This is a genomic window from Pseudoalteromonas sp. 20-92 (assembly GCF_030847595.1).
In the GTDB taxonomy this organism is placed as follows: domain Bacteria; phylum Pseudomonadota; class Gammaproteobacteria; order Enterobacterales; family Alteromonadaceae; genus Pseudoalteromonas; species Pseudoalteromonas fuliginea.
The window spans coordinates 85,048-102,498 of sequence record NZ_JANJGQ010000009.1 but is presented as its reverse complement, the minus strand read 5'-3'; the positions used below and the strand labels follow the sequence as shown (position 1 = coordinate 102,498).

The following is a 17,451-nucleotide window of genomic DNA, read 5'->3' as shown; positions in this document are numbered from 1 at the left end:
ATGGTTATTCAAACAGGGTTTAATTGGTTGATTGAGCAGCAACTACTATTAAGTATTTTGTTTTGTGGATTTATTTTACTCGAGCGATTTGCTTTAAAAGCCCTTGGCTCGCGATTTGTATATAAATTAGCATGGCTATTACCTGCAGCATTGGTTATTGCTAATTTACCAAACGCAATTAAACCACTGCAAAACAGTAATATTAGTCACTACTTAATCACCCCCAACCAACCTTTTACAAACGAGGTAGGTATTAGCTGGGCGCTCATGTATGCACTTATTACTGCTGGGTTATTAATAGCTAGCTTTATTACGCATACCCGCTTTGTTAAAAGCCTGCAGTTAACTGAGTTAACCCAATTTGAAGGCACTCTTACCGCTGATGTTAAAACTTACACCAGTCAACATGTAGCCACGCCAATGGTGATCGGGATTTTAAACAGCAAGCTAGTGTTACCGAGTAACTATAATGCGCAATTCGATAAAGCCACATTAGCGCTTATTTTAGAGCACGAAAACGTACACATTAAACGCAAAGACAACCTAACAAACGCACTTATATTACTGCCTACTATTTTACTTTGGTTTAACCCACTAGCTTGGGCTTGTTACGCAAGCATGCGCCGTCTACAAGAGCTGACTTGTGATGAACGGGTACTTGCCAATAAAACCACACAACAACACATTTTATACAGCAAAGCCTTAATAAGCTGTGCGGCAAATGCGCCCACAGGACTTATGGCTTATTCACACTACGGAGATAAAAAAACGATGTTACAACGACTTACTAATATAAAACACAGCGGAAAACATTCAAAGTTTGCTAAAGGTGGCTTATTACTTGTAGCAGCAAGTATGCTAAGTGGATTGGCGATTGCAAAGCAACCAGAGGCAATGACTAAAGAGGATCACATTTCACCGACAATGCGTATTGAACCCCTTTATCCGAAACAAGCAGCTCAACAAGGCATCAGTGGCTCAGTGGTATTAAAGTACGATATAACTCCCAATGGTGAAACCGCTAATGTTTCTGTTGTTAGTGCAAAGCCTGAAGCCATATTTGACCGTGAAGCTAAAAAGGCGCTAAGACAGTGGCAATATAAACCCTCATCAATGGGTTATCAAAACGTACTTGTACAGCTCGATTTTGCAATAAACAATGAAGTTGCTAATACCGATTTAATAGAGCGAATTAAAGTATCGCACTAACTTTATTAGATTTTTCAAGACTACAAAGCAAGCGCCCTTTTAGGCTGCTTGCTTTGTGGTTTTACGCTATAAAGTTATAAGCTCACCACAATCATGGCAATGGCTGACCCCAAACCAATAAACCACATAATTGAGCGAATAATATCAAGATTTAAGTAATAAAAAACACAAAATAAAACACGTGCAATAATATGTGTCATGGCAAGGGTTTCAGTCACTGCATTTGCATTGTTAGTACCTAAAACTACCGCAAGCGCGACCGCAAAAACAGCTAGCGATTCAAAGCAATTTTGATGAGCTGCCAAAGCACGTGCTCCCAAACCGATTAATTGAGTTTGTTGTTGTCGAGGATGTTTATTATCGTATCCGCCGAGTTTATTTAACTCAATTACGGCAGGGATTCTAGCAATGTATGGCATTAGTACAGCCAATAAAGCACAAACAATTAAAATAGTCATAGTGGTATTCTGAGTTATTGTTAATTAGATAAAATAACACAACCAATGTAAAAAAGCCGCCAGATGCGTTTTATGGCAAACTCTAGCGGCTAGCAATAACATCAGGCTTACTATAACTAAATTTATCTTCAATCTTGTGCGACATAATGTCGCAGATGATGAATATTCAATATCACGGTTAATGCATCGCTTTACTTCTCAAAGCTTGTTAACTTTACTGCCTTACATTTTAACGATGACGACCATGACCTGGATATTTTTCACTTTTTTAGCCGCCTTCATGCAAGCCTGGCGTAATGCCCTGCAAAGTAAATTAAGTAACGATGTGAGTGTTGCTGGCGTAACCCTCTCTCGCTTTATTATCGCAGGCCCTATTGCTGGCGTGTATTTATATGGTTTGTATCAATATCAAGATACCGCCATGCCTACGTTTAATAATGCCTTTTGGGCATTTATTGTAGGCGCAAGTGTGATGCAAATACTTGCCACTGGTTTAATGGTTAAGCTATTTAAAATGAATAATTACGCCGTAGGTGCTGGGCTTGCCAAAAGCGAGGCGTTAGTAGCTGCCATTTTAGGCGTATTATTTTTTGGCTCGGCACTTTCTTTACTCGGTTGGCTTGGTGTGTTTTTTGGCGCTATTGCCGTATTGCTACTCAGCGGCATAACAAGCGTTAAACACTTTAATGCTAAAACAGCATTACTAGGACTGGCTTGTGGTACTTGCTTTGCACTTACCTCGCTGTGGGTACGTGAAGCGAGCTTAAACTCAGGATTACTATTTCCTCACTCAGCTGCTTGGGTTTTGCTGTTTGTAATTAGCCTACAAACACTAATACTACTGGGCTATTTATTATTAAAAGAGCCGCAAACACTTAGTAAACTGTGGCAATACAAAGGCACTACAGCCGCAATTAGTGTTTTTAGTTGTGTCGGTTCTATTGGCTGGTTTAGTGCAATGAGCTTACAGCACGTTGCTTACGTTAAAACACTTGGACAGGTTGAAGTGTTTTTTACCATGCTAATTGCTGTGCTTTGGCTAAAACAACCGCTTAAAAAGCAAGACACCGCAGGCTTAATCCTCATAGCCATTGCCGCTGTTTTGGTTATGTTGCCGAATTAAGGGCACAAAAAAGCGCAGGCTTTTATACCTGCGCTGTTATAATTTTTTATAGCTTTAAGAACTGATTCTAAGAGCTGATTTTTAGTGTTATCACACCACTAATAATCATTAATACTCCCGCAATACGACCAAATGTAGCGGCATCGTTATAAAACAATATCCCCACCAAAAACGTACCTGCAGCGCCAATACCTGTCCATACGGCGTATGATGTGCCCATTGATATTTGCTTTTGCGCAAGCCACAACATAAAGCCACTAGCGACCATAAATGCCACAGCTATTGCTATACCCTGCCAGCGAGTATCATCGTTTTGCGAAATTTTTAAACCTATCGGCCAGCCAATTTCAAGTAACCCAGCAATAATTAAGTACACCCACGCCATTAAACGTCTCTCTTTTTCAAAATAACTTCGTATAAATCTTCGCGGCGATCTTTTAAGTTACGCACAGTGCCTTCGCTGTGAAGAATTTTAAGTTTATCCATATCAAGGTCACTAAATAATAGCATTTCGGTGTTTGGCGTGGCTTCGTTAAGTGTTGCATCGTGCGGGAACGAAAAGTCCGATGGCGTTAATACAGCTGATTGCGAATACTGCACATCAAGGCTTTCTACTTGTGGTAAGTTACCTACCGAGCCTGCAATAACCACATAACATTCGTTTTCTATTGCACGCGCTTGTGCACAATGGCGCACACGTAAATAACTATTTTTGGTATCGGTCCAAAATGGCACAAACAAAATATCTAAACCTTGTTTGGCCAATATGCGTGAAAGCTCAGGAAACTCTACGTCATAACAAATTTGAATACCTACACGACCGGCATCGGTATCAAACACGGCAATTTTATCGCCGCCTTGAATAACCCAATCGTTTTGCTCATGCGGGGTAATATGTATTTTACGTTGCTCGTCTATTTTACCGCTGCGGTGGCATAAATAACTCACGTTATAAATTTTATCATCCTCGGCAAGTGGCATAGAGCCGGTAATAATATTGGCGTTGTATTCTATTGCCATACGCGACATCGCGTTTTTAAATGTTTCGGTATATTCAGCTAAATAACGAATTGCTTCAGTTTGGTTGCTTTGATTTCCTAAGCCCATTAATGGCGCGTTAAAAAACTCAGGGAAGAGTATAAAATCACTTTTGTAGTCAGATACGGTATCTACAAAGTATTCAACCTGCTTTAGCATTTCTTCAACCGATTCAACACAACGCATTTGCCATTGCACTGCACCTACGCGCACTATCGATTTAGTTGACTCAAGTACCGTGTCGGTTGGCTCATACATAATGTTATTCCACTCAAGTAAAGTGGCGTAACCAACTGACTCTTGATCCTCTGGTAAGTACTTTTTAAGCAAACGCTTTACCTGAAAATCGTTAGATAACTGAAAACTTAAAATAGGATCGTATAGCTCTCTCTGATCTACTTTTGCAATGTATTCCATTGGCGTCATTTCATTACTGTGATTGTAATAACGCGGAATACGCCCACCCGCTAAAATAGCGCGTAGGTTATATTGGCGGCACAGTTCTTTACGGGCATCATAAAGGCGACGACCTAAGCGCATGCCTCTGTGAGTTTCGCTAATGGCAACATCTAAGCCGTATAGCGCATCGCCATCGGTATCGCTAAATACACGGTCGTGACCATCTGCAATGTCTTCGTATGTATGCGGGTTTGAAAAACGTGTGTAATCAACTTGTACGCTCAGCGCTAAGCCCACCAGCACGCCGTCATCTACAATACCTATTTGCCCTTCAGGAAATTGGTCTATTAATCTAAAAATGGTATGACTTGGCCACGCACCACCTAAGTCGGGATACGCTTGATCCATCAAGGTTTTAATTTGCGGATATTGCTCTCTGGTTAAGTTACAAATTTCAAGATGGGTTTTTTCTGCCGACATACACAACTCCTTTAGGCATAAGAAAATAAAAAGCCGAATGCACGCTCGATTAAATCAAGAATACACTCAGCTTTGTATCATGTTTTTTACTTTAGATGTACTACTTTAAACTGCGATAAAAAAGTGTGGTTACTTTCTCTTTTGGTAACCACCCTGCGTATTCAAGACCAAGTTCTGCCAAAGGATCGGCTTTAAGTACTTGCTCTAAGCTTGCATTATTTTGCATTGCTTTTAGCATTACGTCTTTCGCGTTTTGAACTAGCTTACCATACGCTATCAGTCCTGAACGGTCACTTACCTTACCGTGTCCTGGTATTACTTTAGTGTTGTCGTCAATTTGATTAACTACATCGTTTACTGCTGCTAAAATACCATCAACGCTGCCGCCGCTATCTACATCAACAAACGGTAAGCTGCCAAAATTAAAGTAAATGTCGCCCATGTGCACTATGTTGTCGTTACTGAAAAAGATAACTGAGTCGCCATCGGTGTGTGCATGTTCATAATGCACCACATGGGCGTGTTCGTTATTAAAATGCAATTTTAAATCGTGACCAAAGCTAATGCGGGGTAAAAAATCGGACCCTTCTCCATGCTTTTCTTTTAAGCGTTTATGTACGTTGTCGTGCGCTATAACGTGCGCGCCCGCTTTAGCAAAGTTCTCGTTGCCACCGGTATGATCGCCATGATGGTGCGTATTAATAACAAACTCTGCGCTACCTGGTTTTAAATCGCTAATGGTTTTTTTGATGTTGTCTGATAACTTGGCAAACTGATCATCAATAATATATATGCCATCATCGCCTACACTTGCTGCAATATTACCGCCTTGCCCAAATAGTACGTATACATGGTCACTTAATTTTTGTGCTGTTACTGGACCTTCATCTGCTTGCACTGCTGTACTTAGTAATAAACCTGTTATTAATGCGGGTAATATTTTTTTCATTTTAGTTCTCTGTTGTTTTATTAGTAATTATATAGAACGTGTTTAGCTATACTTTAGTTCATTGCGCAGGCTCTATTACTATTTGATGTATTAATTCTTGCGGCAATAAAGGTGTATGTTTGCCCTCAACGTAATCACTAAAACCCGCTCTATAAAATTCAGATAATGGATGCCCCGATTGCCCACCAGGAATAGCCATAATTGCATGCTCTAAATGCCCAGGTTGAGCAATAAAGCGTTGCGATGCGCCAAAACTACGCCCTTGTACAGCAGGCATGTAACTATCACCAAAACCCGTAGCTGTAGGCATATTTAATAACTTAGCAAGTAACGGCATTTGCTTTGCAAATGGATGCTCTATCACTAACTCATTTACCTTGCCCCACTGCCAGCTTTGTACGTTATTGCCAAATTGTTCTGTAAGCTTAGTGATAGTTTGGCTAAATGCACCGTGTAATTGTGCATCCCAGCTCTTAAATTGTGGGTTTATCCATGTGTTGGGTTTGTTGTTAATAAGCTGCCAAACTGCGGGCTCTAAATCTCGTTTTACGTATTTAAGTGTGCCTTGTTGTTTATTTAATTCGTCTTCCATATTACTAAATAAAATATTAATCACTTCATCGCGGTAGCGCTTAACTAAGGTATACCCTATGGAGTTTGAACATGCACATTGCTGCCAATTTTCGAGTTCTGTTATATATTGCTGATTTTTAGTTGTATCGGTTTTTAATTGCTTTAATAGCAGAGCATGCCAAGGCATTAAAAAGCGAGCTTGATTATCAAGTTGTAATGCGTAAAAGTCGCTCTCAGCAAATGTTTGTTTTTCAAATAATCTATCGCGAATTTGACTTGAACGCGCACCGAGTGCATAACCACCATTACCAAAACGCGCGTTATCTTCAGCCGATACCACGCGAGAATTACCAGTCCATAATCGCCCACTTTGTGGATTTTTAACAAAGGGCCGTTGTAATTCGTTTTGCTGCCAAAGCACGCTGTAATCATCGGCATTTACGCCAAGCTCACTTGGTGTTTTACGAGCCGGTATACCACCGATATTTTTCCACGCGGCGCTACCTTGGCTGTCTACCACCATTAAATTTTGCACCGGAATGCCCACATCGCTTGCTACAGCAAGTGCATCATCTACTGTTTTGGCTTGTTCTAACTTCACTAGCTGCATATTAACGGCATAAGATTGATGTGCAGTCCAGCTAAGTGCGTAAGGCTTTTCGTTAATGTATTTTACAGGGCCATATTCACTGAGTATTAATGAGTAGTTTTCGACCTCCCCACCGGGTAATGCAATCGATTCATCAACTTGCCATGTTTTACGCTCGTCATTTAAAGCAATCCAATCGGCAGTATCTAAATAGCCATTCGTAAATCCCCATGCAATATTATTGTTTGTGCCCACTACAATGGCAGGTGCGCCTGGCAGCGATACACCAGTTACTTGGGTAGGCGCTCCATTTTGCATGTAATTTAGCTGTGTTCTGTACCAAATTACAGGCACTGCCATCGATAAATGCATATCATCCGACACCATACCTGCGCCTGTTTTAGTCAGCGTTCCCGTGACTGCCCAGTTATTACTGCCGCGCTCTTGATTGGCTTCAATACTTTTAACTGTGTGTTGTGTTTGAGTGGGCAAAGTAGGTATGCCGCCGCTATAAGGCGCTAATCTACTGCCATTAAGCGCGGCTTGGTACTTACTTGGTTGCGTTAAAAAATCAACCATTTGCTTTGTATACGCTTGCTCAATTTGAATGAGTGCTTGGTCGCGCTCAAATGTGGCGCTTTGTAAATCTAGGTACATGCTAAATATCACAAGTAGGCTGTCTTCACTTTGCCATGGCTTTTGTGTTGCACCGGTTAGTAAATACTCAAAGCTCGAATACCCTACTTGCGCTAAACCTTCGTTTACACCTTGAGCGTAACTTTTAAGTAATTGCTTATCTGCCTCTGGCAGCGTTTGTAAAATCATTTGGCTGCGTTTACGTAATTGATGAAAACGCATTTTTTTGTCGAGCCCCAGCGCTGCTTGGCCAAATAATTCACTTAACTCACCTGCGGCATTACGCCTTAGTAAATCCATTTGAAAAAATCGGTCTTGCCCATGTGCATAACCTAAACCATAGGCAGCGTCGTTTCGGCTATTAGCGTTTATTACTGCTTGCCCTAATACATCGCGCGAAATTTTTACAGGCTCTACTACCGCGTTACTACGCCCGCTTCCGTCAAGAGCCGGTAAACTTAAACTAAGTACGCCATAAACAACGGCGGTACTCGCCAACCCTAAAATAACAGTCAATAACAGTAACCATTTGATTAATTTAAACATCGGCCTTTCCTTTGATAATTTTCACCAAGCGTTGAGAGCATATAATAACCACAGTTTTATTAAATAATAATGTTCTTGCTCGCAAAGGGTGAAATAAACATCAAAATCCACGATAATGTCAGCTCCACACATCGTGCAGAACTAGTTGAGATCAATATGACTGAAAAAACATTTATCAAAGGTAAAGACCGCGACCTAGAATCGTCAATCTCTACCATGCAAAACAAGCTTAAAGCCCTAAATATTAATGTTGAAGAAGCGCTTTGGCTTAACCCTGTAGCTAACTGTTATTCGGTTCATATAAAAGACAGCGACTGCGGTGTTATGTTTACCAATGGTAAAGGCGCAACCGACAAAGCCTCTATTGCCTCAGCACTTGGTGAATACTTTGAGCGTTTAAGCTGTAACTACTTTTTTGCAGACTTTTATCTAGGTGAAGAATTTGCTAATGGCGAATTTACTCATTACCCAAGTGAAAAATGGTTTAAAGTTGAAGGCGATGAAGTACCACAAGGTATTATGGATGAAAGCTTATGGGATTACTTTGACCCAGAGCGCGAACTTAACGCATCACACCTTTTTGATTTTAACTCAGGCAATATTGATCGTGGCATTTGTACCCTGCCCTACACTCGCCAACGCGATAACCAAGACGTATACATCCCGGTAAACGTTATTGGTAATATTTTTGTATCTAACGGTATGAGCGCTGGTAACACGAAATTTGAAGCGCGCGTACAAGGTTTATCAGAAGTATTTGAACGCGCGATTAAAAACCGCATCATCGCCGAAGGTATTTGTTTACCAATCGTGCCTGAAGACGTTGTTAAGCAATACCCTAAAATTCACGAAGCGTGTGAAGAACTTCGCAGCCATGGCTTTCATTTACGTATTGCCGATGCATCACTTGGGGGCAAATACCCTGTAATGAGCGTAACGCTTATTAACCCAACAGATGGTTCTGTATTTGCTTCTTTTGGTGCTCACCCATCATTTGAAGTTGCGCTTGAACGTACCGTGACTGAGTTACTACAAGGTCGTCGTCTTGATCAGCTAGATGTATTCCAACCTGCAACATTTGATAACGATGAAGTAGCAACACCAGAGAACATTGAACTGCACTTTATTGATTCAAGCGGTTTGATTTCGCATGATTTCTTCCGTGCAGAACCTGACTTTGAATTTGTCCATTGGGACTTTAGCGGCACAACAGAGCAAGAATATAACTTCTGTACTGACCTAATTCACAGCATGGATCATGATATCTACATCATGGATTACACGCATCTAAACGTATACGCATGTCGTATTTTAGTACCGGGCATGTCAGACATTTACCCTGTTGATGAGCTTATTTGGCGCAACAACAACGAAGGCGCTAAATTCCGCGAAACCTTCTTATCGCTTGATCAGTACGATGCAGAGCAATGGATGGACATTTACGACAGTCTTGAAGAAGCAGGCCACAGCGATATTATCCGCGCCGCAGAATTTATTGGCCTTGCAACCGATGCCGACACGCCATGGCACACACTGCGCATAGGTGAGCTTAAAGCACACCTATGTTTAGCTGCAGGCAGCGAAGAAGCCATTGATTGGGTTGACTGGATACTTCATACAGGCCAAGTAAACGAAGAGGCAATGCGCCACTTCCGCTGTTTAAAAGCGATTCTTGAAATTAAATATGATGACGAGCGCGAATACGCCGATTACCAAGATGCATTAGGCTTAATGTTTGGTGCTAATAATGTAGCCCTGGCTATAGAAATTGCCGAAGGTGAAAAGCAGTTTAACGGTTTAACTTTTCCTGGTTTATCGCTTGAAGGCTTTAAAAAGCATGCGGCGCTACTTGATGGTTACCGCAAGCTACATGTAGCAAAGCAAAATCATTGGGCGCGTGAAGTTAGCGATGCGTAACTAGTTAAACAACTAATTATAAAAAATAAACGGCGTATTTAAGGGCATGTTGACCTTTCAGGATTAATTTTTTAACCTCGAAAGACCAACAGGCTCTAGCGCTGTTTTCATTTTCGTAATAAATTAGCTATAGTTAATTTGCCTTAATTAACGCCAACATGCAGCTAATGCCACCATCGATTAATAATAAAAAAACGAATGTTCATAACTTTAAGCTGACCTTTTGGCTATCGCTTACATTAACTGTATTGGTTTGTGTGGTACTTGAGCGTATTAACTATAATCGAGCAAAAGACGCCCATCGATTGCAAATCCTCTCCGAAGTAAGCACCTATCGCGCCCAGCTTGAATCGACTTTAGTTTCTAATATCCAACTAGTGCGTGGCTTAGGTGTTGCTGTAGCCGTAGAGCCAAACTTAGAGCAAGAACGCTTTGCACAGATTGCCGCCCCTCTTTTCAATACCTCAAAAGAACTGCGTAATATTGGCGGCGCCCCAAATATGGTTATTCAAATGACTTATCCTTTAAAAGGAAATGAAAAAGCGATAGGTCTTAATTTTTTAAATAACAAAAATCAACGTGCAGATGCAATTAGAGCCCGCGACACAAACACGATCATCATGGCTGGGCCACTCACTTTAGTGCAAGGAGGTGAGGCATTAATAGCCAGAGTCCCTGTATACACCCCTCCTAAAAATGAATTTTGGGGTTTGTTATCAGTTGTGCTCGATATTCAAAAAATTTATACCAACTCTGGAATCTATGAACTTGAAAAGGAGTATCTCGTTGCCATACAAGGTCGCAATGGTTTAGGTAAAAAAGGGGAGTTTTTTTATGGGAACTCAAATATTATTGAACAAAACCCTCTTGAATTCACTTTGAACTTCCAAGGTGGAAGCTGGCAACTATACGTTACCCCAAAGCTCGGTTGGAATCCGCCTCATTCAGCTATTTGGCCATTGCGTTTGGCTATTATTATTATTTGTGGATTACTGACTTGGGCGTTTTTATTCTTTTTAAAAATGCTTAATCGCCAACAACAAAACGAGAAAATGCTCGAAACAATGAGTGATTTAGCACAAATCGGCGCATGGTCATTTAATTTAGAAACTCAGCAAGTGTATTGGTCAGATATGACCAAAAAAATATTCAAATACCCATTAAATACCCAACCTAAGTGGCCAATAGATTTGAGCTACTTTAAAAAAGGCACGAGCAGAGAAACCATTAAACCTTTGATTGAACGTGCTATAAAACACGGCGAAAAATACGAAGTTGAGCTGGAGGTAATGAATGCAGAAGGAGAGTCAATTTGGGTGCTTGTGCATGGTGAGGCAGAGCAAAAAAACGGACGATGTGTAAGAATTTTTGGATCATTGCAGAATATAGATACCCGAAAAAAAGTTGAATTAGAAAGTAGCTCTATAGCGTTGCATAACGAAATTTTAGCCTCGCTTACTATAAATAAATTAATTTTAAACGGCCAGCTAAGCCAATCCAAGGACATAATTACACAATCTATTTGCCAAGCATTTCAAATTGAGCGCGCCAGCATACGGTTTTTTGATAAAGGCAAAAGCCAACTAATTCCATTTGCCGTGCACAGTGAATTGAACTCAGCAGATAAAATAGAGTTACTTTGGCTTAGGAAAAACCTCCCAGACTTTTTTAATACTATTGACCATCAAGCTGTATTTAATGCTTCTGATGTTTTACAAAATTCAACCTTGGCGCCTCTCTCCACACATTATTTACTGCCGTTAGAGATCAAATCTATGCTGTGTGTAATTATACCTGCAGGCAGTGGTGTATTGGGTATTATTTGTGCTGAGCAATGTAGAATTAAACGTAATTGGACTAAAAATGAGGAAAGTTTTTTAATCGCTGTCGCCGCATTGATAGGTAGCCTACATTCTAGCCAGCAACGTATTGAAACTGAACAAGAGCTAGTAACGGCTAAAGAAACAGCAGAACAAGCAGTTGCCGCAAAAAGTGAGTTTTTAGCGAGTATGAGTCACGAAATTCGCACCCCAATGAACGGCGTGCTCGGAATGTTAAATATAATAAAGCAAACCAAATTAGATCAACAACAAGAACACCATATAGAGTTAGCCCAATCTTCTGCTCAATCATTACTTAATATAATTAATGACATTTTAGACTTTTCAAAAATAGAAGCCGGTAAACTCGATATCGACAATGTACAATTTAACTTACCTAAATTATTAGGTGAGGTGGTTGAATCGTTCGCCTTAAAGGTAGAGCAAAACAATACCAAGCTTATTTTAGATGCCACTCAAATTACAGTCAGCGAAATAATTAGCGACCCAAACAGGCTACGTCAAATTTTAAATAACTTGATCGGTAACGCTGTTAAATTCACCTTAAATGGTGAAGTAATAATTGTGGCAAAAATACATGACACAACCAACGGTTCATTTTTACAATGCTCTATTATTGATACTGGTATTGGTATCGACTTTACAAAACAAGCGACATTGTTTAACTCCTTTACACAGGCAGATGCCTCAACAACGCGTCAGTTTGGTGGTACAGGATTAGGCCTTGCGATAGTAAAACAGCTTTGTGAACTCATGAACGGAGAGGTTAGTGTAACCAGCGTGAAAGGCCAAGGCAGCACATTTTCTTTCACAATAAAGATACAACCTCGACTCAGTAAAGAGCAAGATCTACCGAGTCATTTAATTAAAGATAAGCATATTTTAATAATTGATGAATGCAGCTTAAATGCTAATACAGCAAGTAAGCAGCTCTCTGTTTGGGGCGCTAGTGTAGATTGCATCAATGACTATCAACAAATATTGAATTACTCACATAATGAGGTTCAAAATACTGATGCCATTTTAATTGATTACTACTTTTTTGAAAAAGCGTCGCCAGAATGCATTACTGCTCTAAAAGGATTTATAAATATACAAGGCTGTAAATTAGTAATAATGGCACCTATGAGCTACTCAAAAGAGGAATCAAAGCTAGCGATAAAGATTGATTGTATGATTTTCAAACCGCTAACGCCTTCTGATTTATTTGATTCACTCACTAATGATCAGTTTATAGAACTACAACAAAAGCAAGCTCAGTTGCAAAACAAACTCACAAAAATGGTCGCCACTAACTTTTCTCAACCACAAATTTTATTAGTGGAAGATAATAAAGTAAACCAAGTAGTCGCCTCAGCGTTATTAAAACAGGCTGGAGTGAGCTTTGATATTGCACAAAATGGGTTTGAGGCAATTGTTAAGCTCAATACAAAGCAAGGCGAGCCTTATGAGCTTATTTTAATGGACTGCCAGATGCCAGAAATGGACGGTTATCAGGCAACACAAGCGATAAGAAAAGGCGATGCAGGTAAGTATAATAAAAATATTACTATAATAGCCTTAACCGCAAATGCTATGCAGGGCGATAAAGATAAATGCCTTGCCGCTGGAATGGACGACTATTTGAGTAAACCTCTCGATCTAGCCGCTTTACAACCTAAACTTAGCCAATGGCTTGATACCCAATAAAAGTGTAAGCTAATAAAATACGCTTACTAATTTGAGATTATTTATGCAGTTATCAGCAAATCAACAACGTGTTATTGGTTGCTTACTAGAAAAGCAAAGTACGACGCCAGAGCATTATCCGCTATCGTTAAATGGCCTTACAAATGCATGTAATCAAAAGTCTAATCGCGATCCTGTTGTAAATTTCACTGAAAACGACGTACAAAATATACTTGATGAACTAATCGAACTGCGTTTGGTTACAATAGACGAAGGCCTTTCTGGTCGCGTAAATAAATACGACCATCGTTTTTGTAATACTGAATTTAGTAATTTACAATTTTCACAGCAACAGCGCGCTATTGTTTGTTTACTGCTATTACGCGGCGCACAGACACCAGGAGAGCTGAGAACTCGAAGTACTCGACTTGCTGAGTTTAATAATGTAAACGAAGTAGAGAGTGCACTAAATGAGCTTATTGAAAATGATTACGTAATAAAGTTAGAACGAGAACCTGGTAAGCGAGAAAGTCGCTATATACATCAGCTCGCAGACCAGCAAACTAACTTAATAAATAATACTCATGAGCCAAAAGTTAATGCACTTAAAAATAGTGAGTTAGACGAACTACTCGCAGAAGTTGAGCAACTAAAAACAGAACTACGTCAGATTAAAGCCCATTTAGGGCTTTAATTATTAAACGCTTAATCACATAATAAGTTTATATAAGACTATAGGAGCTGGCCATGCGCGCCGAAATTATGGCTGAAATGAAAGTTCAGCCAACAATTGATATAAACGCAGAAATAATCCGTCGAGTTAATTTTATAAAAGCACGCTTAGTGGCAGCTTACTCAAGGTCGTTAGTGCTCGGTATAAGTGGTGGCGTTGACTCATCAACTTGTGGACGTTTGTGCCAATTAGCAGTCAACCAGCTAAATGAAGAGCTAGACACTGATAAGTATCAATTTATTGCTGTTCGCTTGCCTTATGGCGTACAAGCCGATGAAGACGAAGCCCAAATGGCGGTTGATTTTATTCAGCCAAGTAAACGTATGACCGTTAACGTACAACCGGCAGCCGATGCACTGCATGAGCAAGCGCTTGCAGCTATAGTTGGTAGCAGCGAAGCCCTTCCTGAGCAAGCTCAGATAGATTTTATTAAAGGCAACGTTAAAGCACGCCAACGTATGGTTGCTCAGTATGAAATTGCAGGTTTTTGCCAAGGTTTAGTCGTAGGTACTGACCATAGTGCTGAAAACATTACTGGTTTTTATACCAAATTTGGTGATGGTGCATGCGATTTAGCGCCGCTTTTTGGTTTATCAAAACGCCAAGTTCGTGCGCTTGCAACTGCACTAGGTGCGCCAGCTTTATTAGTAGATAAAGCACCTACAGCTGATTTAGAAAGTGACCGCCCAGGCTTAACAGATGAAGAAGCACTTGGTTTAAGCTATGAGCAAATTGATGACTTTTTAGAAGGTAAACCTGTGTCTAATGATGTTGAACAAAAGCTTGTGAGTATTTACACGCGTACACAACATAAGCGCCAACCAATTCCGACAATTTACGATTAATGTTTTAGTAAATAAAATAAAGCAATTAATACCATTAATGATTAATTGCTTTTTTGATCGACAGATCAAGAGACTGCGTATATTTTACTAAATTAACACGCTAATATTTATTAATTACCCGCCAAAGAGAACACTGCATTATATGACATCGCCCATTTTAATTACCGGCGCAGGCCAACGTATTGGTTTAGCGCTAGCTCAGCATTATATAGCCCAAGGGCAGGCTGTTATTATTACGTATCGTACTCGTCACGGCGCTGTTGATAAATTAGAGCAACAAGGCGCTGTATGTATTTATGCTGACTTTAGTACCGATGACGGTATTAGTGCATTTATAAATACGCTTAATATGCATACATCATCGCTGCGCGCTATTGTACATAACGCATCAAGCTGGGACTGCGAAGCTAACAATCCTGACTTCGCAGCACTGTTTGATAATATGATGCGTATACATGCCAAAACACCGTATTTAATTAATTTAATGTGCGCAGAGCTGCTTTTAAAATATCAGCAAAATGAAAAAGTACCTGCCGATATAATTCACCTCACTGATTATGTAGTTGAAACAGGCAGCCCTAAACATTTAGCTTACGCAGCAAGTAAAGCAGCACTCGACAACCTAACCAAATCGTTTAGCGCTAAATATGCGCCAAATATAAAAGTGAACTCGGTTGCTCCATCGCTCATTATTTTTAATGAACATGACGATGAGCAATATCGAGCTAAGACCCTTAAAAAATCATTAATGGGCATTGAACCCGGATGCCAAGAAATTATCAATAGCATTGATTTACTATTACAAAGCCAATACATCACAGGGCGCTCTTTGCCTATTGATGGCGGTCGTCATTTAAAGTAAATATAAATAAACTGAGATATTTATGCACAATGAATTAAAAGAAAGTTATGAAAAAATCATCACCGCTGTAGGCGAAGATGCTAACCGCGAAGGCTTACTTGATACGCCAAAACGTGCTGCAAAAGCAATGGAATATTTAACGCAGGGGTATCGTCAAACACTTGATGAAATAACTAATAAAGCGGTATTTACGTCTGATGCTGACGACATGGTGTTAGTGCAAGACATAGAGCTTTACTCTATGTGTGAACATCATTTACTGCCTTTTATTGGCCGTTGCCATATTGCTTATATACCAAACGGTAAAGTATTAGGCTTGTCTAAATTTGCCCGTATTGTTGATATGTTTTCACGCCGTTTTCAAATTCAAGAACAGCTAACGCATCAAATCGCTAAAGCAGTTGAAAAAGTGACAGGCGCTAAGGGCGTAGGCGTTATTGTTGAGGCAAAACACATGTGTATGATGATGCGTGGTGTAGAAAAGCAAAATTCAAGCATGCGTACATCAGTAATGTTAGGTAACTTTAGAAGCGATCCTAAAACGCGTAACGAATTTTTGCAGCTTATAAAAGGTTAACCTATGGCTAATGCAATTATTAACGTTACTAATTTGAGACTGCGTACATTTATTGGCTTTAACCCCGATGAGCGTGAAAAAAAGCAAGACGTAGTGATCAATCTGGAGATTCACTACCCTGCTGATGATGCCTGTAAAACGGATGAAGTAGACCAAGCACTAAATTATAAAGTGATCACCAAAGAAGTGATTAGTTTAGTAGAGCAAGGGCACTTTTTACTGCTCGAAAAATTAGTTGCTGAAATTCTTGCGGTTTGTCACTCGCACCCAAGTGTTCATTACGCTAAAGCACGTGTTGATAAACCGCATGCACTGCGTTTTGCCGACTCAGTGTCGTTAACACTTGATTGGGCGAAATAACTTTTGTATCTAAATGAGTTTTTCGAATCCAACGGCAAGGGCGATAACCGCTAAATAGCGCGCGCCTTTGCCTAGCATTACTAACAACAAAAAAGTACTAAACTGTACTTTAAATATGCCTCCAATTACTGTTAGCGGATCTCCCACAACCGGTAACCAAGCAAATAACAAACTATATACACCATATTTATTAAATTGTTTTTGTGCGCTATCAAGCCCTTTTTGCGATACAGGAAACCATTTTTTATCTTTAAAACGCAGTACCTGCGTGCCTAACCAGTAATTAACACAGCTTCCCAATACATTTCCAAGTGTTGCTACGCACCACATAAGCCATAAATTAGCTTCACCTTGAGTAATCATCCCCACCATGATTACCTCAGAAGAGCTGGGCAATAATGTGGCAGATATAAATGCGCTAATAAATAACGTGAGATAAAGCATAATGCCCTTATGGCTAAACGTAAAAACCCAGCCTATAGCTGGGTTTATAATACCAATTTTATTAAAAACATGATCATTCTAGCGTATTAAATAACTCACTAACGGCGTTAAAAATTATTTATATAGAACAAGTATCTGTCATAATTTTAGCCTGGTTATTGAGCTATTTTCTTATCGCTATAATAGATCACTAATTTAATGCAA

The 17,451-nt window shown here is 39.9% G+C and carries 15 protein-coding genes; 9 read left to right on the top strand and 6 right to left on the bottom strand.

What is annotated here, in order from left to right; translation table 11 throughout:
• The gene (locus tag NRL14_RS10420; RefSeq protein WP_306724612.1) at positions 1–1,209 is read left to right on the top strand and encodes a M56 family metallopeptidase; all 1,209 of its coding nucleotides are present in this window, start codon (positions 1–3) and stop codon (positions 1,207–1,209) included.
• A 74-nt stretch (positions 1,210–1,283) separates the two neighbouring features.
• Here the strand turns inward: NRL14_RS10420 and NRL14_RS10415 are convergent, their stop codons facing one another.
• Positions 1,284–1,667: an MAPEG family protein gene (locus NRL14_RS10415; protein ID WP_149605518.1), complete on the bottom strand. Its 384-nt coding sequence runs from the start codon at positions 1,665–1,667 to the stop codon at positions 1,284–1,286.
• 244 nt (positions 1,668–1,911) lie between these two features.
• On the opposite strand from NRL14_RS10415, the gene NRL14_RS10410 reads away from it, so the two are divergent.
• Positions 1,912–2,790 carry an EamA family transporter gene (locus NRL14_RS10410; protein ID WP_373462530.1) on the top strand — a complete coding sequence of 293 codons (879 nt, stop codon included), beginning with the start codon at positions 1,912–1,914 and terminating at the stop codon, positions 2,788–2,790.
• Positions 2,791–2,857: 67 nt separating this feature from the next.
• Here the strand turns inward: NRL14_RS10410 and NRL14_RS10405 are convergent, their stop codons facing one another.
• The 4 genes from NRL14_RS10405 to NRL14_RS10390 form a co-directional block, all read right to left on the bottom strand.
• Positions 2,858–3,175 carry a multidrug efflux SMR transporter gene (locus NRL14_RS10405; protein WP_007377319.1) on the bottom strand — a complete coding sequence of 106 codons (318 nt, stop codon included), beginning with the start codon at positions 3,173–3,175 and terminating at the stop codon, positions 2,858–2,860.
• Positions 3,175–4,707: a bifunctional GNAT family N-acetyltransferase/carbon-nitrogen hydrolase family protein gene (locus NRL14_RS10400; protein ID WP_306724611.1), complete on the bottom strand. Its 1,533-nt coding sequence runs from the start codon at positions 4,705–4,707 to the stop codon at positions 3,175–3,177. The genes NRL14_RS10405 and NRL14_RS10400 overlap by 1 nt, the downstream gene beginning before the upstream one ends.
• Before the next feature lie 100 nt (positions 4,708–4,807).
• On the bottom strand, positions 4,808–5,656 hold the full coding sequence (locus NRL14_RS10395; RefSeq protein ID WP_306724610.1) for an MBL fold metallo-hydrolase: 849 nt from the start codon (positions 5,654–5,656) through the stop codon (positions 4,808–4,810).
• 58 nt (positions 5,657–5,714) lie between these two features.
• On the bottom strand, positions 5,715–8,000 hold the full coding sequence (locus NRL14_RS10390) for a penicillin acylase family protein (protein ID WP_306724609.1): 2,286 nt from the start codon (positions 7,998–8,000) through the stop codon (positions 5,715–5,717).
• A gap of 156 nt (positions 8,001–8,156) precedes the next feature.
• Between NRL14_RS10390 and ycaO the strand changes: the two genes are divergently transcribed.
• The 7 genes from ycaO to folX all read left to right on the top strand — a co-directional run bounded on the left by ycaO (position 8,157) and on the right by folX (position 16,803).
• The gene (gene ycaO, locus NRL14_RS10385; protein WP_149613702.1) at positions 8,157–9,917 is read left to right on the top strand and encodes a 30S ribosomal protein S12 methylthiotransferase accessory factor YcaO; all 1,761 of its coding nucleotides are present in this window, start codon (positions 8,157–8,159) and stop codon (positions 9,915–9,917) included.
• 167 nt (positions 9,918–10,084) lie between these two features.
• The gene (locus NRL14_RS10380) at positions 10,085–13,447 is read left to right on the top strand and encodes an ATP-binding protein (protein ID WP_306724608.1); all 3,363 of its coding nucleotides are present in this window, start codon (positions 10,085–10,087) and stop codon (positions 13,445–13,447) included.
• A 43-nt stretch (positions 13,448–13,490) separates the two neighbouring features.
• On the top strand, positions 13,491–14,120 hold the full coding sequence (locus NRL14_RS10375) for a YceH family protein (protein ID WP_306724607.1): 630 nt from the start codon (positions 13,491–13,493) through the stop codon (positions 14,118–14,120).
• 53 nt (positions 14,121–14,173) lie between these two features.
• Positions 14,174–15,004 carry an ammonia-dependent NAD(+) synthetase gene (gene nadE, locus NRL14_RS10370; protein ID WP_306724606.1) on the top strand — a complete coding sequence of 277 codons (831 nt, stop codon included), beginning with the start codon at positions 14,174–14,176 and terminating at the stop codon, positions 15,002–15,004.
• Between the two features lie 142 nt (positions 15,005–15,146).
• Positions 15,147–15,866: a dihydromonapterin reductase gene (gene folM / locus NRL14_RS10365; RefSeq protein WP_306724605.1), complete on the top strand. Its 720-nt coding sequence runs from the start codon at positions 15,147–15,149 to the stop codon at positions 15,864–15,866.
• A 22-nt stretch (positions 15,867–15,888) separates the two neighbouring features.
• A complete protein-coding gene (gene folE, locus NRL14_RS10360) occupies positions 15,889–16,443 on the top strand; it encodes a GTP cyclohydrolase I FolE (protein ID WP_306724604.1) in 555 nt (184 codons plus the stop codon).
• A 3-nt stretch (positions 16,444–16,446) separates the two neighbouring features.
• A complete protein-coding gene (gene folX / locus NRL14_RS10355; protein ID WP_007377309.1) occupies positions 16,447–16,803 on the top strand; it encodes a dihydroneopterin triphosphate 2'-epimerase in 357 nt (118 codons plus the stop codon).
• Between the two features lie 9 nt (positions 16,804–16,812).
• Here folX and NRL14_RS10350 read toward each other — a convergent pair whose 3' ends face one another.
• Positions 16,813–17,247, bottom strand: a complete 435-nt coding sequence (locus NRL14_RS10350; protein WP_306724603.1) for a YqaA family protein — start codon at positions 17,245–17,247, stop codon at positions 16,813–16,815.
• Positions 17,248–17,451: the final 204 nt, after the last annotated feature.

What these genes read in the sequence shown, in the direction of transcription:
- NRL14_RS10420 (WP_306724612.1), top strand. Translation starts at nt 1, where the DNA reads ATGGTTATTCAAACAGGGTTTAATTGGTTGATTGAGCAGCAACTACTA.
- NRL14_RS10415 (WP_149605518.1), bottom strand. Translation starts at nt 1,667, where the DNA reads ATGACTATTTTAATTGTTTGTGCTTTATTGGCTGTACTAATGCCATAC.
- NRL14_RS10410 (WP_373462530.1), top strand. Translation starts at nt 1,912, where the DNA reads ATGACCTGGATATTTTTCACTTTTTTAGCCGCCTTCATGCAAGCCTGG.
- NRL14_RS10405 (WP_007377319.1), bottom strand. Translation starts at nt 3,175, where the DNA reads ATGGCGTGGGTGTACTTAATTATTGCTGGGTTACTTGAAATTGGCTGG.
- NRL14_RS10400 (WP_306724611.1), bottom strand. Translation starts at nt 4,707, where the DNA reads ATGTCGGCAGAAAAAACCCATCTTGAAATTTGTAACTTAACCAGAGAG.
- NRL14_RS10395 (WP_306724610.1), bottom strand. Translation starts at nt 5,656, where the DNA reads ATGAAAAAAATATTACCCGCATTAATAACAGGTTTATTACTAAGTACA.
- NRL14_RS10390 (WP_306724609.1), bottom strand. Translation starts at nt 8,000, where the DNA reads ATGTTTAAATTAATCAAATGGTTACTGTTATTGACTGTTATTTTAGGG.
- ycaO (WP_149613702.1), top strand. Translation starts at nt 8,157, where the DNA reads ATGACTGAAAAAACATTTATCAAAGGTAAAGACCGCGACCTAGAATCG.
- NRL14_RS10380 (WP_306724608.1), top strand. Translation starts at nt 10,085, where the DNA reads ATGCCACCATCGATTAATAATAAAAAAACGAATGTTCATAACTTTAAG.
- NRL14_RS10375 (WP_306724607.1), top strand. Translation starts at nt 13,491, where the DNA reads ATGCAGTTATCAGCAAATCAACAACGTGTTATTGGTTGCTTACTAGAA.
- nadE (WP_306724606.1), top strand. Translation starts at nt 14,174, where the DNA reads ATGCGCGCCGAAATTATGGCTGAAATGAAAGTTCAGCCAACAATTGAT.
- folM (WP_306724605.1), top strand. Translation starts at nt 15,147, where the DNA reads ATGACATCGCCCATTTTAATTACCGGCGCAGGCCAACGTATTGGTTTA.
- folE (WP_306724604.1), top strand. Translation starts at nt 15,889, where the DNA reads ATGCACAATGAATTAAAAGAAAGTTATGAAAAAATCATCACCGCTGTA.
- folX (WP_007377309.1), top strand. Translation starts at nt 16,447, where the DNA reads ATGGCTAATGCAATTATTAACGTTACTAATTTGAGACTGCGTACATTT.
- NRL14_RS10350 (WP_306724603.1), bottom strand. Translation starts at nt 17,247, where the DNA reads ATGCTTTATCTCACGTTATTTATTAGCGCATTTATATCTGCCACATTA.